The organism is Polynucleobacter sp. UK-FUSCHL-C3, from assembly GCF_040409815.1.
Lineage (GTDB): Bacteria > Pseudomonadota > Gammaproteobacteria > Burkholderiales > Burkholderiaceae > Polynucleobacter.
Map to the genome: position 1 here is coordinate 63,268 of NZ_CP099959.1, position 15,084 is coordinate 78,351.

A 15,084-nucleotide genomic window follows, 5' to 3' on the forward strand; every position below is an offset into this window, starting at 1 on the left:
CTGCGGCATAGAAAGGAAGGAATCGTGGCACGTTACTTAGGCCCTAAGGCTAAATTATCCCGTCGGGAAGGTACTGACTTATTTTTAAAGAGCGCACGTCGTGCTTTATCTGATAAGTGCAAATTAGATAGCAAACCAGGTCAACATGGACGCACTTCAGGTTCACGTACATCCGACTTTGGTAACCAATTGCGTGAAAAGCAAAAGGTAAAGCGTATTTATGGTGTTCTAGAACGTCAGTTCCGCCGCTATTTTGCAGAGGCAGAGCGTCGTAAAGGAAACACAGGTGAAACCTTGTTGCAATTGCTCGAATCACGTCTTGATAACGTCGTTTATCGGATGGGTTTTGGCTCTACGCGAGCCGAAGCGCGCCAACTTGTTTCGCACGCAGCAATTACTGTGAATGGTAGCGTCGTCAATATCCCCTCTATGCAAGTGCGTGCAGGTGATGTGATTGCTATTCGTGAGAAGGCTAAAAAACAGACTCGTATTCAAGAGTCTCTAAACCTTGCACAGCAAGTAGGCGCTATTAATTGGGTAAGTGTTGATGCTGCAAAACTAGAAGGTACTTTTAAACAAGTTCCAGATCGCGATGAAATTAGCGGCGATATTAATGAAAGTTTGATCGTCGAATTGTATTCACGCTAATACAGCACCTCTTAAGGAAAAGATATCTATGCAAACAAATTTGCTTAAACCAAAAATCATTTCTGTTGAAGCACTTGCTGCTAATCAGGCTAAAGTTGTTATGGAGCCCTTTGAGCGCGGTTACGGCCATACTCTAGGTAATGCATTGCGCCGCGTATTGTTGTCGTCAATGGTTGGCTTTGCACCAACCGAAGTGGCAATCGGGGGCGTTGTCCATGAGTATTCCACTTTGGATGGCGTGCAAGAAGATGTTGTTAATCTTTTATTAAATTTCAAGGGCGTTGTATTTAAGCTCCAATCACGCGATGAGGTAACGATCAATCTTCGTAAAGAAGGTCCTGGCGTTGTTTGTGCCAAGGATATTGATTTGCCTCATGATGTAGAAATCATTAATCCTGAGCATGTGATTGCTCACCTCTCTGCGGGTGGTAAGTTAGATATGCAGATTAAGGTTGAAAAGGGCCGCGGTTATGTACCTGGCAATATGCGTCAATATCAAGACGAGGCAACAAAGTTAATTGGCCGCATTGTGTTGGATGCATCCTTTAGCCCTGTGAATCGTGTTAGCTATGCTGTTGAGTCTGCTCGTGTAGAGCAGCGCACTGACTTAGATCGTTTGGTTATGACCATTGAAACCAATGGAGTTATCTCTCCAGAGGAGTCAATTCGTCAAGCAGCTAGTATTCTGGTAGATCAGTTAGTTGTGTTTGCCGCCCTGGAGAGCAGTCAAGTTGCTGGCGACTTAGCGCCAAGCCGCTCCGCGATGGTTGATCCTCTGTTGATGAGACCCGTTGATGATCTCGAGTTAACGGTTCGTTCTGCCAATTGCTTAAAAGCAGAAAACATTTATTACATCGGTGATTTAATCCAGCGTACTGAAAATGAGCTATTGAAGACGCCTAACTTAGGTCGTAAGTCTCTTAATGAGATTAAAGATGTATTAGCAGCCCGTGGCTTGAGCCTTGGTATGAAACTCGATAGCTGGCCTCCAGCTACGATTGGGCAATAATTAGAAAGGAAGCATCATGCGTCATGGTAATGGCTTACGCAAATTAAACCGCACTTCATCGCATCGTTTGGCGATGTTGCGCAATATGTCAAACTCTTTAATCGAGCATGAAGTGATTAAAACAACCCTGCCAAAAGCAAAAGAGCTGCGGATGGTGGTTGAGCCTTTGATCACTTTGGGTAAGAAAGATAATTTGGCTAATCGCCGCCTTGCATTTAATCGTTTACGCGATCGTGAGATGGTGGCTAAATTATTTTCAGAATTAGGCCCAAGGTACGCAACTCGCCCAGGCGGTTATTTGCGCATCTTGAAGTTTGGATTCCGTCATGGCGATAATGCTCCAATGGCTTTAGTTGAATTAGTTGATCGCCCAGCAGTCGAAGAGACTACCCAAGAGACAGCAGCATAAGCGTGCTTCGGGTATAGTAAAGCCAGGCTTTTGCCTGGCTTTTTTTATTGGATCTAAGAATTAGCTCAAGCAATCAAATCAATATGAATTCTATTTTGATCGTGATCACAACCCTCCCAAATATTCAAGAGGCCAAGACATTAGGCCGTAGCTTGCTTGATCATGGCTTAGCGGCTTGCATACAAATCCAGGAGGGCGTGCATTCGATTTATCGCTGGGACGATCAAATCTGTGAAGAAACTGAAGTTCTTTTAAGCGCCAAGACAAACGAGACAAGTTGGCCAGCATTGGAAAGTTACATTGTGGAGCACCACCCATACGATCTTCCAGAGATAATTGCCTTAAGTCCAAGCCAGTACTCAGAAGCGTATGGTGCTTGGGTGTCTAAGGAGCTTAAGTGAGCGTAATCAAAAGAATTTTTCTGAGTATTTGTATTCCGATCATTGGCATTGGGTTTTTGATCGGCACTCTTTCAGCTAAAGAGTTTTTGCCGCCGGAACAAGCATTTGTAGTAGAGGCAACATGGGTAGCCGACGCCAATGAGTTGTTAATTGATTACCGTCCAGCAAAAGGCTATTACATCTATCAAGAGTCGCTTCAATACAGACTTTTTATCAATAATCAAAAAATAAATACAAAAAATATACAGCTACCGCGCGGTGTTGAAAAGTTTGATGAGACCTTTGGCAAAAAGATGGAGATTTATCCAAAGCCCTTTCAGGTCATCATTCCTTTTACACAAAAGGCAGACCAGGGTATTCGTTTAGAACTAGATTTACAAGGCTGTGCTGATGGCGGTATTTGTTATCCACCGATGACCTATCAATATTTTATCGCCGCCCCTGGAGTGAAGGTGGCGCCAATACCAGAGGCTGAGGCAAAGCCTAGCAAAGAGGGTGCCAATATTCAGGGATTAAGTTTGATTGAGCTCTGGAGTGGACGAGATGATGTTGGTTCAATTAAGTCATATCTAGAAAATGCCAACTTAGGATATTTGTTAGTGGGCTTCTTTATTCTAGGACTAGCATTAGCATTTACTCCATGTGTATTACCCATGTTACCTATCTTAAGCAGCATTGTCTTGGGTAAACAAAGTGATGTGCCAATTAGCAAAGTTCGTTCAGCATATTTAGCCTTGTCTTATATCCTCGGGATGGCTTTGCTGTATGCCTTAGCGGGTATATTAACTGCAGCCTTGGGAAGTGGAGTGCAGCGTGTTCTACAAAGCCCGATTGCTTTAATCCTTTTTTCTGGGCTTTTGCTATTTTTGGCAGGGACTTTATTTGGGTTCTACGAACTAAAAATGCCACAAGTTTGGCAAGATAAAGTGGATCAAATAGCATGCAGGCAGCAGGGCGGAAGTCTCTTTGGGGCTTTTGTACTTGGCGCGATTTCAACCTTGGTAGCAAGCCCTTGTATCACCGCACCCCTCGCAAGCGTTTTGGGTTTTGTGGCACAAACGGGTTCCATGGTGTTAGGGGGGGCATTGTTATTTGTGATGGCGCTGGGCATGGGCTTACCCTTATTGCTGATTGCCTTAGGAGCAAGAAGTGTGGTTCCGAGTGCCGGTGCTTGGATGATTTGGTTGCAGCGCGCACTTGGGGTGATGCTTGTGTTCTTGGCAATTTGGATTGTATGGCCAGCATTCTCTATGCTCAGTGGGGAAAGTAGCATGCAAAACATCAATCGCTCAGAAAAACGAATTTCTCCAAATCTAGTCTTCCAGGTAGTGCGGTCCCCCGAAGAACTACAAATCATCCTACAAAAAGCACAAGAGAATAAAAAGCCAGTCTTGTTAGATTTCTATGCCGATTGGTGCATCAGTTGTAAGGAAATGGAAGCAATTACCTTTGCAAACCCTGAGATTGCAAAAGAGATGGGTCGTTTTGTATTAGTTCAAGCTGATGTCACGTTGAATAATCCATCTAGCCAGGCCCTCTTAAAGCAATATGGTCTTTTTGGGCCGCCCGCAATCTTATTGTTTAATAGCTTTGGTGAAGAGCAGAAAGCATTACGCATTGTCGGATTTATGCCGCCAACACGTTTTAGTCAACGTTTGCAAGATCTCAATACGAAATAGTTCGAAGAGTTGTCGATTATTTTTTTAGCAGGCGGCTTGCTTCGAGAGCAAAATAACTGAGGATACCATCTGAACCAGCACGCTTAAATGCAATCAGAGATTCCATCATGACCGCATCATGATCTAACCAACCATTATTGGCAGCAGCTTTTAGCATCGCATATTCACCGCTCACTTGGTACACATAGGTGGGGTAGCCAAATGCATCTTTAATGCGATGGACGATATCCAAATAAGGCATGCCAGGTTTAATCATGACCATGTCAGCGCCCTCGCTAATATCAAGGCCGACTTCACGAATAGCCTCATCGCTATTAGCCGGATCCATTTGATAATTTTTTTTATCCGCCTTACCTAAATTTGTGGCAGAGCCGACAGCATCCCGAAATGGGCCATAGAAAGAAGACGCATATTTTGCGGAGTAGGCCATGATGCGCGTATGAATGAATTGATTATTTTCAAGAGCGGCTCGGATTTGTCCAATACGTCCGTCCATCATGTCGGAGGGCGCAACAATATCGACGCCGGCGTGAGCATGACATAGAGCCTGTTTTACTAAAACAGCAACAGTTTCATCATTGAGTATGCAGTTATTTTGATCCAAAATTCCATCTTGCCCATGGCTAGTGTAGGGGTCTAAGGCAACATCGGTCATGATGCCAAGATTGGGAAAACGTTTTTTTAGTTCAGTAACTGCATTGGGCACTAAGCCATTAGGATTAAACGCTTCAACACCATCAATCGTTTTGAGTGAGGCCTCAATCACAGGAAATAAAGCCATGACCGGGACACCTAGAGCGACACACTCCTCGGCAACTGAAAATAAACGATCGAGTGACATTCGTTCAATCCCAGGCATTGAGGTAACAGTCTGTGTTTGGTTCTTACCAGGCAGCAGAAAGACTGGATAGATAAGGTCATCTGGACTGAGACGATTTTCTTGAATTAAGCGACGGGACCAATCGTCACGACGCATCCGACGCGGTCTATAGGCAGGGTATTGAGACATGGTTGTATTTGTTAAAAAGAATCAAACTAGTTAGGAGTATTTTCACTAAGAAAGACTTCTTTAAAAAGCCATTCTTGAATAAGTGTATCGCTTTCTTCAAGGCCAACCCGTTTTGTACTAGAAAATAGTTGGGCACTAATTTGTGCTGGCGCAAATTGCTTTACCTGTTCATTAATACTATGCAGGAGGTCACGGTTTTCGGAATAGGTTTGTTTATCAGACTTACTAAGTAGGATATGAATCGGTTTTTGGGTAACACCAAACCACCGAATCATTTGCTCATCAAGTTCAGTTAGGCCGCGACGCGCATCCACAATCAAAACTAAACCTACAAGCGATTTACGGTTCTGGAGGTAGTTACTGAGAATATCGTTCCAATGGGATCGGGTGCTCTCTCCGACGGCAGCATAGCCATATCCAGGTAAGTCCACCAAATAGGCCAATAGCGTTTCTTTGGCATAAACCCCAAAATAGTTGATATGTTGGGTCCGCCCGGGAGTTTTGCTGGCAAAAGCAAGCCGCTTCTGATTGCATAACACATTGATTGCACTAGATTTTCCGGCATTTGAGCGGCCAGCAAAGGCGATTTCCGGAATATCGCCCTGGGGCAGGGTGTGCAGTTCATTTACGGTAGTAAAGAAGCGGGTTTGATGAAGTTTAGACATAAATGAAAGTATGGAAGTTATTGTAAAATCTCAATAAATTAAGATCATTTCAGTACCCATATCAAAGTAAGCAAGGTAACCATAATGCTTCAAAGTCGCAAAATCTCCAAATTAAACTTCCCTTCATTTTTAGTTGTCTTGGCAACGCTATTTGTACCCCTTGTTAATGCAACAACAGAGCCGGCTAAACCAGTGACCCCAGCAATGGCTGCTGCGCCTGCTCCTGCCGCAATGAAGGCAGATACGGCGGCAGGCGATGCACTCTATAACAATGGCGACCCCAAGCGTGGGGTGGTTGCCTGTGTTGGCTGTCATGGCGCCAATGGTAATAGTGGGGTTGCAAGCTGGCCAAAATTGGCAGCGCAGCACTCGGCGTATACCTTGAAACAGCTTAAAAACTACAAGGACGGCTCTCGTGCAAATCCCGTCATGATGGGTATGGTGGCAACTTTAACCCAACAAGATATGTTGAACTTGGCGGCATATTTAAACAAGCAACAACCCACCCTAGGGGTTGCTCAAAATAAAGATAGCATTGCACTTGGTCAAAAAATCTATCGTGGCGGTATCGCTGAAAAAGGCGTCCCTGCATGTGCTGGTTGTCATAGCCCCAATGGCGCTGGTATTCCTGCGCAATATCCACGATTGAGTGGGCAGTGGGCTGATTACTCTACTTCGCAGTTAGTGGCATTTAGAGAGGGTACTCGTAAAAATAGTGCTCAGATGACTACGATTGCAACCAAGCTATCGGACGCAGAAATGAAGGCAGTATCAGACTATATGGCAGGTCTGCGTTAATCTTTTACTGCTTACTTGAGCGCGCTCGCTTGATTTATGGTGCGCTCATTTTCATACAAGCTTTCTGGCGTTTCGCGCTGCCTCACTAAATAAGCCTCATTGCCGTCTACCATTACTTCGGCAGCTCGGCCCCGTGTGTTGTAGTTAGAGGCCATCACAAAGCCATACGCACCAGCTGACAAGATCGCAAGGATATCCCCCTCGTTGACCGCGAGTACTCGATCCTTACCTAGCCAATCGCCAGATTCGCAAACGGGGCCTACAACATCGTAGCAATTTGGCTTAGCTTGGCTGACGTGAATCGGAACAATCGCATGATAAGCCTCATACAAAGTAGGTCGCATCAGGTCATTCATGGCGGCATTGACAATGCAAAAGTTTTTATCGACCCCTGTTTTTAAGTATTCCACTTGAGTCAATAAAATACCTGCGTTACCAACTAAAGAACGCCCAGGCTCGAGCAAGACTTCTAGATGGCAAAATCCGCGCTCCTCGACCCGATTAAGAAGTGTATTGGTAAATTCAGTAATATTTGGCGGTGACTCACCGCCATAGTCAATGCCCAATCCGCCACCCAAATCGAGATGATGAATCTTGATTCCTTCGCGTTGAAGTTGTGTGATGAGATCAAGAACTTTATCAAGTGCATCGAGATAAGGTGAGGTGCTCGTAATTTGCGAACCAATATGGCAGTCAATGCCGATCACATCAATTTGAGGCAAAAGGGCAGCCTCTCGATATGTTTTGAGAACCTCGTAATACGCAATCCCAAACTTATTATCTTTAAGTCCAGTAGAGATGTATGGATGTGTATTGGCATCTACATCAGGATTAACACGCAATGAAATTGGGGCGCGTAAATTCATCGTTTTAGCAATTGCATTAATACGCTGTAACTCCGGTATGGACTCCACATTAATACATTTGACGCCCACACGAAGCGCATTCTCAATTTCAGCAGATGATTTACCAACACCTGCAAAAACAAGACTTTTTGGGTCAGCGCCAATATGAAGGGCGCGCGCCAACTCTCCACCACTGACCAGATCAAAGCCGGCGCCCAGTTGCTTAAGCTCATCTAAGACTGCTAAATTGCTATTCGCCTTCATGGCGTAATGAATACGAGCTCGTCGCGTACCATCGGGCCTAATGCAGGCAGAATCATAGGCGCGGTAGGCGCTACAAATAGCCTCCTTGCTATAAACATATAGTGGGGTACCAAAATCCTGCGTTAGTTTTCTGAGGCTTATGCCCTCAGCAAACCATTGCCCATTTTTTTCAGAGAAGCCAAGAAGAGAAGGGATTGCGTTCACCATTGTTAATTTACTTTATTACCGCTTCCAGTTGTTTTTGCTGGCACATCCTTGGGTGGATATAGGTTTCCTTTAGGCTCTGCTTGGGTAGGGGCCGGAGGGACAGGGGGAGGGTTAGGAATAAATAAAGGCCCTCTTACCCCACAAGCACCGAGGGAAATAAAAAGCACCAGTATCGGAATTCTTACTACAATCGATATCATCATTAGCTTTGCAAAAGGTATTTGAATATAGCATGCAGAACACCAATCGACCCCAAGCTGAAAAAATTGACGATAAGCAGTTTCATCAGATTGCAGCCCAGCTATTGCACTCAATTGAGCTCTCTCTCGAGCATGCGGATGAGGCTTTGGATCTTGATTTAGATATCGCTAGACAGGGTGGCAATGTTATCAATATTGCCTTTCATGATCGTAGCGTCATCGTCGTTAATACCCAGCCCCCTCTTCATGAGATTTGGGTCGCCGCTAAGGTAGGCGGTTTTCATTATCGTTGGGCTGGAACGGCATTGGAGCCGCTTTGGTTAGATACTAAAACCGGCAATGAGTTACTCGCTGATTTATCATCCTTCGTTAGCGCTCAGGCGGGGAAAGACGTTAAGGTCAGCTTGCTTGGTACGCGCTAAGAGTTTGGCTAACGATTGCGTGATCAGCCATCTCAATTTTGGCCCGCCCAATTTTTTCCAGAGTGATATACCGAATCTCGCCGCCCTCTGATTTTTTATCAATTTGCATTAGCTCAAAGAAGCGCTGATTACCAAGTTTGGGTGCGCAATTTGGCAATCCAAGGGCAGTCACTAATTCCTGAATACGGGTTACATCACTGCTAGGAATGTGACCCAGGCGAGCTGATAGATCCGCTGCCATCACCATGCCGCAGCCGACCGCTTCACCATGTAGCCACTCCCCATAACCTAGGCCAGATTCAATGGCATGTCCAAATGTGTGTCCATAGTTAAGGATTGCGCGGATACCAGATTCTTTTTCATCGGCTGCCACAACAGCAGATTTAATTTCACACGACCGTTCTACAGCATGACTCATGGCATTGGGATCACACCCCAGCAACTCTTTTGTATGCGACTCAATCCAATCAAAAAAAGTAGCATCGGCGATCGCACCGTGTTTAACAACCTCAGCAAGGCCGGCCGATAACTCTCTAGGGGGCAGAGTCTTGAGGGTATCGAGATCAGCGATGACGGCGACGGGTTGATGAAATGCGCCAATCATATTTTTTCCCAAGGGGTGGTTGATGCCAGTTTTACCGCCGACCGAGGAATCTACTTGGGCCAAGAGGGTGGTAGGTACCTGAATAAAACGGATACCACGCATAAAACTAGCAGCTGCAAAGCCAGCCATATCACCAATCACACCACCACCTAAGGCAATGATGACGCTCTTTCGGTCGGCCCCCTTAGAAAGCATGACATCAAAGATTTTCTGTAAGGTAGCCCAGTCTTTATAGGACTCACCATCAGGCAGGATAATTTCATGAACAGACTTGGCGTCTCTTGAAATTGTTTGAATAAGTTTCTTGCTATAGAGGGGAGCTACGGTGGTGTTGCTCACGACATAAATGGACTGACCTGCTACATGGGGCTTAAAGAGATCTGTCTTGCAAAGCAAACCAGGGCCAATATAAATAGGGTAGCTACGATCTCCTAAAGAGACTTGTAATGTTTTCATGAGGCGAGTTCAAGTTGCATTAAAAGAGTATTGACCAATTGGTTAACGCTGGGTTTGCCCGTTTCAATAATATGATCAGCAATTTCTCGGTAGAGGGGATCGCGAAGAGCATACAGATTTTCTAAGATGGCCTTTGGATCTCCATTTTGCAACAAGGGGCGACCTTCCCCCCCTTTGGTGCGATGCCAGAGTTCGATAGGGTTGGCATGTAAGTAGACCACTGTCCCGCGTTCGCTCAAGGCACGACGGTTTTCAGGGAGCAAAACACTGCCTCCGCCGGTAGCAAGGATTAAACCTTTTTCTTGAGTCAGCTCTTCAATAATTTGCGCTTCACGCTTACGAAAACCGGCCTCGCCTTCCATCTCAAAAATAGTTGGAATCTTCACACCGCAGCGTTCCTCTAGGGCGTGGTCAGAATCAATAAATCGACTATTGAGTTTCCGTGCCAGCACCCTTCCAACAGTGGATTTGCCGGCACCCATTAGGCCGATTAGGAAGATATTTGAATTTTCAGGAATCACCCTTCAATTCTATTCGGGTTTTTCCAAAATGGTAGGAGTAAGAAAGACCAATAACTCTGTTTTATCGCGAAGCTTGGATTGGTGTTTAAAGAGATGACCGATTAAGGGAATGTCGCCTAAAAGCGGAACTTTTACTAAATCTTCGCGTTCAGTAGTTTGGTAGATGCCGCCAAGAATCACGGTGCCGCCATTTTCAACAGTTACTTCTGAACTCAGATTTTTAGTGTCGATTGCATAACCCTGTTCAGTCTTCATGCCCACACTATCTTTATTAATGGCGACCAATAAAGAAACTTTGCCATCATGGTGAATTTTTGGAATAACCTCTAGCCGCAAATTTGCTTTGCGAAACTGAATTTTATTGCCACCACTTGAGGAGGAGGTTTGGTAGGGCAGCTCAGTTCCCTGCTCAATAGTTGCTTTGACCATATCAGCGGTCATAATGCGTGGGTTTGACAGAATCTTCCCTTGACCATCGCTCTCTAAGGCAGTGAGTTCGATATCCAGTAAACGACTTGCGTTCTTACTTAAAAGGGTGGCAGCAGCGCTGGCTGGCTCATAGCCACCAAGCCCACCAGCACTGAGTGGGACGCTCATCTGAAATGGGGCCTGCTCTAAAGAAGACGAGCGTGGACGCATCCCTAATTTGATACCTAGGTTTCTGGCAAAGCGATGATCGGCCTCAACAATGCGGGCCTCAATCAAAACTTGGCGTGGGGTGCTGTGATGTTCTCCCCCAAACGGTAAAGCAGACTCATCACGACGTTGTTTCTGAAAACTACTAATCTCGCTATGACTCCCAATCCAATATAGGCCATCGTTACGAACAAAGCGCAAGCCTCGGCTTGCTAAGACTGTAGATAGGGCGGTTTGCCAAGGAACAGCCTCTAGCTGCAAGCTAATATTGCCTTGAATGCTGGGGCTTAAAACAAAATGGGTATGCCCAAGACGTGCCAAGATATGTAATAAATCAACCAGTAGCATTTCATTGACGGTGATGCTAATTGGGGTCGGGAGTAGCTCTTTGATTTCAGCGGTTTGCCGGTGAGTATTGTTAGCCAAGCAGGCGGCACTGATTAAAAGTAATAAGCAGCCGAGAAAATGAGTTAGCCAGGAGCCTCTCATTGAATCCTTAAAACAATACGTTTTTCATTGGGGCCGACCAAAATCGCTTCTGCTGAATTAAATTCAGCGAGTCGCCATGATCCGTTAGTGATTTGATTTTTACTAAGCATGAGTGCTTGTTGCCCATCATGAAGTAATGCATAAGCCCCGTTTTTGTTTTGTCCTACGCCAAGATGCCGCCACTTTTTTAATTCAGCTTCGGTTGGGTCTGGTTTTGATGGAGCAGAAATGTGTGCTGATCTAGCCAAACTTTGATATTTAGATTGCATCTCGACAAGTTGAATAAAAACAGATTCAAACTGCTCTTCGAGTCGCTCATCAAGCTCATGGAGCTCATCTTGGATTTGCCCCAATTGCTTCTGAATGGCGGCCAAGTCGCTAGTGCGATTTTCACCCGAGTCAAGCCCTTGTATTTGGAGGGCGATATAGGTAAGACCGCCCGCCAAGACCAGCAAAATAATAAATATCATCAAGATCGGAGTTGGGGCTGCTTGATTGGCCCATTTTTCTTTCAGCGGATTTGATTCCATCCAGTTCCTATATAAGTTGGTATACCAAGGAGCGGTATTGGCAGTTCGGAGGTGATTGGGGCCTATTTCATCAGTCAAGATGGCAGGATCATTACCAAGACTTTGCAAAACTTGATTGAAATCATCGCGGGTAATATTTCGATAGGCCATCAGTGATTGTTGCGCCTAAGTTTGGCCTTGCCTATTGGATTAAGCTGATTTATTTGTAAGTCAGACTGAGATTTGCGGTAGGACCATATAATTTCACAATGGCAAATTTACCAAGTAAAAAACCACCCCTTCAGAGCGGGTCGAGCTTGAATTCTCCCAAAAGGCCGAGTTCGAGCCCTTTAATAAAAGCCCTACTCATCTTGGTAGTCATTTTGGGGATGCTTTTTACGATGCTGGTGGCGTATGCATTCATTATTGCCAAGCCAAACTTACCCGCTATTTCTGCATTACTTGATTACAACCCCAAAGTGCCCCTGAGAATTTATACGGCGGACAAAGTTTTAATTGGAGAATTTGGTGAAGAGCGACGCAATGTCGTACCCCTAAATCAGATACCGATACACCTAAGGTATGCAGTTATTGCGATTGAGGACGATCGTTTTTATAGTCATGGAGGCGTTGATTATTGGGGCGTTCTTCGCGCAAGCCTTGCTAACTTACGTGGTCGTCTATCACAAGGCGCATCGACAATTACGATGCAAGTGGCACGCAATTTTTTCTTAAGCAATGAGAAAACATTTAGTCGCAAGCTCTATGAGGTGTTGCTTGCCTGGGAAATTGAATCCCAGTTGACTAAAGATAAGATTCTAGAAATTTATATGAATCAGATTTATTTGGGTCAGCGCGCTTATGGATTTGCAAGCGCCTCACAAATTTACTTTGGAAAAGAACTAAGAGAAATCACTATTGCTGAGGCAGCGATGTTGGCTGGTTTGCCAAAAGCACCCTCCGCCTATAACCCAGTGTCTAACTTCAAGCGCGCCAAGATCCGTCAAGAATATATTTTGCAACGGATGCGAGATTTATCCTATATCACGCCAGCAGATTACAACAAGGCGATTGCAGAAACAATTCGGGTGCGTGGTTTAGGAAATGAGTTCGATACGCGTGCTGATTTTGTTGCAGAGATGGCTAGGCAACTTTTGTATTCTGAGTATGGGGATATTATTTACTCTCAAGGTATCAGCGTTTACACCACTGTCTTAAAAGCTGACCAAGATGCAGCTTATAGTGCGCTTCGAAAAGGAATATTTGACTATGACTTGCGCCATTCCTATCGCGGCCCGGAGGGATTTATTGAGCTGCCTGCTGATATCGTAAAGCGCCAGCGAGCAATTGATACCGCATTACTTGATTACCCTGCACTGGATGAATTGCAATCTGGTGTTGTTCTTGAGTCCAGCCCTAAAGAACTCAAAGTCATGATTGCAACAGGGGAGCAAATTAACCTATCTGGTGATGCGCTTAAGTTGGCACGCGCCTCTCTCTCCGAGACCGCGCAACCCAAGCAGCGCATAAGACCCGGGGCAATTGTTCGGTTATTAAGAGATGAGGGGATGTGGAAAATTGCGCAACTTCCCCAAGTCGAGGCTGCATTTGTCGCGATGGATCCAAGCGATGGAGCGATTTTAGCTTTGGTAGGAGGCTTTGACTTTAGGCGTAATAAATTTAATCGAGTTACACAGGCCCTTCGACAGCCGGGCTCTGCATTTAAGCCCTTTATTTACGCGGCCGCAATCGAGAAGGGATTTAGTCCCAGTACCCTCGTCAATGACGCACCCATATCCATTGGAGGTTCAGAAACTGGTAGTCAAGCATGGGAGCCTAAAAACTACGATGGTAAGTACGATGGGATGATGCGCTTGCGTGCCGCGTTAGCAAAGTCAAAAAATTTAGTTTCTGTGCGCATTATTCGTAGGATTGGGCCTTCTTATGCCCAAGAATTTATTCAACGTTTTGGATTTGAGCCAGAGAAACATCCGCCATACTTAACGATGGCATTAGGTGCTGGTTCTACCACCCCATTACAAATGGTTAATGCATACAGTGTATTTGCGAATGGTGGGTACTTTGTGAACCCATATTTAATTGATAGGATTACAGACTCAAAGGGTCAAATCTTATTTCAGGCGGATCCTGTCAAGGTTGGAAAAAATGCAAATCGAGTTTTAGATGCGCGTACCACTTTTGTAGTCGATAGTTTGTTGCAAGAGGTTACCAAGACCGGAACCGCAGCAAGTGCTCGCCCTCGCTTAGGTCGAAATGACATTGCCGGTAAGACCGGAACCACAAACGACTCCAACGATGTCTGGTTTGCAGGTTATAACCCACGCGTTGCCGCTGTGGCATGGATTGGTTTTGATAAGCCCAAGAGTCTGGGAGACCGAGAAACCGGGGGCGGCCTTGCATTACCAATATGGATTAACTTTATGTCGATTGCCCTTCGAGGGGTTCCAGAACTCCCGCGTACGCCACCCCCGGGCGTCGTTGAATTAGATGGTGACTGGGCGATACCCGATTTCGCACCCTCAGGCGGCATTCGCCAATTGAACTAATTAGACTATGGCTCGCAAAGCACGCTTTGTGATTCCAGGCCACGCTATGCATGTTTTAGTGCATGGCCATAATCAGCAAACTATTTTTGTAAATGAACTTGATTGCAAACACTATTTAGATTGGCTGCGTCAGGCTGCAAAAGATTTTGGATGCGCCGTTCATGCGTTTGCACTGATGCCTAATCACGCACATCTTTTATTGACCCCATATAAAGAAGAGTCGTTGGCCAGAACAATGCAATCACTCGGACGTCGCTATGCACAGTACTTCAATCAAAGTCGTGCTTACTCGGGAACAATGTGGGCTGGACGGTTTTGTTCTTCCTTAATTGATCCTGCTTATGTCTTACGTTGCCAACGCTATATTGAGCTCAACCCGGTTCGCTCTGGATTGGAGATTCGGCCAGAGGACTCAAAAAATACTAGTTTTGCAACTCATATTGGCGGAAAAGGAGAGACTTGGTTGACCGATCACCCTACTTTTTGGGGCTTGGGCAATACCCCCTTTGAAAGGCAATTGGCTTGGGCTAGCTTTGTGCGAGAAGGCGCCCCCAATCATGAGGATCAGACGATAACGGCCCATATTTTGCGTTCAAAGCCTTGGCTGAGCCCTGAATTTAGAGCTAAAAACCAGAAATTGGGTTTAGACGATTGGCTTATAAAACCTCGGGGTAGGCCTAAAAAAACATGAATCTGTCCCCTTTTTAGGATGAATCATTAATCTATCCCATATAAAAACGGGACAG

The 15,084-nt window shown here is 45.3% G+C and carries 16 protein-coding genes; 9 read left to right on the top strand and 7 right to left on the bottom strand.

Annotated elements, in window-relative coordinates; all coding sequences use genetic code 11:
- Positions 1-24 precede the first annotated feature (24 nt).
- The 5 genes from rpsD (at position 25) to dsbD (ending at position 4,146) form a co-directional block, all read left to right on the top strand.
- On the top strand, positions 25-648 hold the full coding sequence (rpsD, locus tag NKE59_RS00390) for a 30S ribosomal protein S4 (protein WP_353438883.1): 624 nt from the start codon (positions 25-27) through the stop codon (positions 646-648).
- A 28-nt stretch (positions 649-676) separates the two neighbouring features.
- Entirely contained in the window at positions 677-1,657 is a 981-nt protein-coding gene (gene rpoA / locus NKE59_RS00395) for a DNA-directed RNA polymerase subunit alpha (protein WP_353438884.1), read from the top strand.
- Positions 1,658-1,673: 16 nt separating this feature from the next.
- The gene (gene rplQ / locus NKE59_RS00400) at positions 1,674-2,066 is read left to right on the top strand and encodes a 50S ribosomal protein L17 (protein ID WP_353438885.1); all 393 of its coding nucleotides are present in this window, start codon (positions 1,674-1,676) and stop codon (positions 2,064-2,066) included.
- An 83-nt stretch (positions 2,067-2,149) separates the two neighbouring features.
- The gene (gene cutA, locus NKE59_RS00405; protein ID WP_353438886.1) at positions 2,150-2,467 is read left to right on the top strand and encodes a divalent-cation tolerance protein CutA; all 318 of its coding nucleotides are present in this window, start codon (positions 2,150-2,152) and stop codon (positions 2,465-2,467) included.
- A complete protein-coding gene (gene dsbD, locus NKE59_RS00410; RefSeq protein WP_353438887.1) occupies positions 2,464-4,146 on the top strand; it encodes a protein-disulfide reductase DsbD in 1,683 nt (560 codons plus the stop codon). Before cutA ends, dsbD begins: the two co-directional genes overlap by 4 nt.
- A 16-nt stretch (positions 4,147-4,162) precedes the next feature.
- Here dsbD and hemB read toward each other — a convergent pair whose 3' ends face one another.
- Both hemB and yihA read right to left on the bottom strand, forming a co-directional pair.
- Positions 4,163-5,155 carry a porphobilinogen synthase gene (hemB, locus tag NKE59_RS00415; protein ID WP_353438888.1) on the bottom strand — a complete coding sequence of 331 codons (993 nt, stop codon included), beginning with the start codon at positions 5,153-5,155 and terminating at the stop codon, positions 4,163-4,165.
- Between the two features lie 26 nt (positions 5,156-5,181).
- On the bottom strand, positions 5,182-5,820 hold the full coding sequence (gene yihA / locus NKE59_RS00420; RefSeq protein WP_353438889.1) for a ribosome biogenesis GTP-binding protein YihA/YsxC: 639 nt from the start codon (positions 5,818-5,820) through the stop codon (positions 5,182-5,184).
- 204 nt (positions 5,821-6,024) lie between these two features.
- On the opposite strand from yihA, the gene NKE59_RS00425 reads away from it, so the two are divergent.
- Complete coding sequence (locus tag NKE59_RS00425; RefSeq protein WP_353439867.1) at positions 6,025-6,618, top strand: c-type cytochrome; 594 nt, start codon at positions 6,025-6,027, stop codon at positions 6,616-6,618.
- An 11-nt stretch (positions 6,619-6,629) separates the two neighbouring features.
- Here NKE59_RS00425 and lysA read toward each other — a convergent pair whose 3' ends face one another.
- Positions 6,630-7,934 (bottom strand): diaminopimelate decarboxylase, encoded by a 1,305-nt coding sequence (gene lysA / locus NKE59_RS00430; protein WP_353438890.1) that lies wholly within the window; start codon positions 7,932-7,934, stop codon positions 6,630-6,632.
- 232 nt (positions 7,935-8,166) lie between these two features.
- Here lysA and cyaY point away from each other — a divergent pair, with 232 nt between their 5' ends.
- Positions 8,167-8,556 carry an iron donor protein CyaY gene (gene cyaY, locus NKE59_RS00435; RefSeq protein ID WP_353438891.1) on the top strand — a complete coding sequence of 130 codons (390 nt, stop codon included), beginning with the start codon at positions 8,167-8,169 and terminating at the stop codon, positions 8,554-8,556.
- Here cyaY and aroB read toward each other — a convergent pair.
- The 4 genes from aroB to NKE59_RS00455 are packed head-to-tail and all read right to left on the bottom strand — an operon-like array spanning position 8,534 to position 11,942.
- The gene (aroB, locus tag NKE59_RS00440; RefSeq protein ID WP_353438892.1) at positions 8,534-9,616 is read right to left on the bottom strand and encodes a 3-dehydroquinate synthase; all 1,083 of its coding nucleotides are present in this window, start codon (positions 9,614-9,616) and stop codon (positions 8,534-8,536) included. The two genes, cyaY and aroB, sit on opposite strands and share 23 nt — an antisense overlap.
- A complete protein-coding gene (locus NKE59_RS00445) occupies positions 9,613-10,098 on the bottom strand; it encodes a shikimate kinase (RefSeq protein WP_353439868.1) in 486 nt (161 codons plus the stop codon). Before NKE59_RS00445 ends, aroB begins: the two co-directional genes overlap by 4 nt.
- A 48-nt stretch (positions 10,099-10,146) precedes the next feature.
- On the bottom strand, positions 10,147-11,199 hold the full coding sequence (locus NKE59_RS00450) for a type II and III secretion system protein (protein ID WP_353438893.1): 1,053 nt from the start codon (positions 11,197-11,199) through the stop codon (positions 10,147-10,149).
- 59 nt (positions 11,200-11,258) lie between these two features.
- Positions 11,259-11,942: a hypothetical protein gene (locus tag NKE59_RS00455; RefSeq protein ID WP_353438894.1), complete on the bottom strand. Its 684-nt coding sequence runs from the start codon at positions 11,940-11,942 to the stop codon at positions 11,259-11,261.
- A gap of 98 nt (positions 11,943-12,040) precedes the next feature.
- On the opposite strand from NKE59_RS00455, the gene NKE59_RS00460 reads away from it, so the two are divergent.
- Positions 12,041-14,338, top strand: coding sequence for a penicillin-binding protein 1A (locus NKE59_RS00460; RefSeq protein WP_353438895.1), 2,298 nt, complete (start codon positions 12,041-12,043; stop codon positions 14,336-14,338).
- A 7-nt stretch (positions 14,339-14,345) separates the two neighbouring features.
- Complete coding sequence (locus tag NKE59_RS00465) at positions 14,346-15,029, top strand: transposase (RefSeq protein ID WP_353438896.1); 684 nt, start codon at positions 14,346-14,348, stop codon at positions 15,027-15,029.
- Positions 15,030-15,084 lie beyond the last annotated feature (55 nt).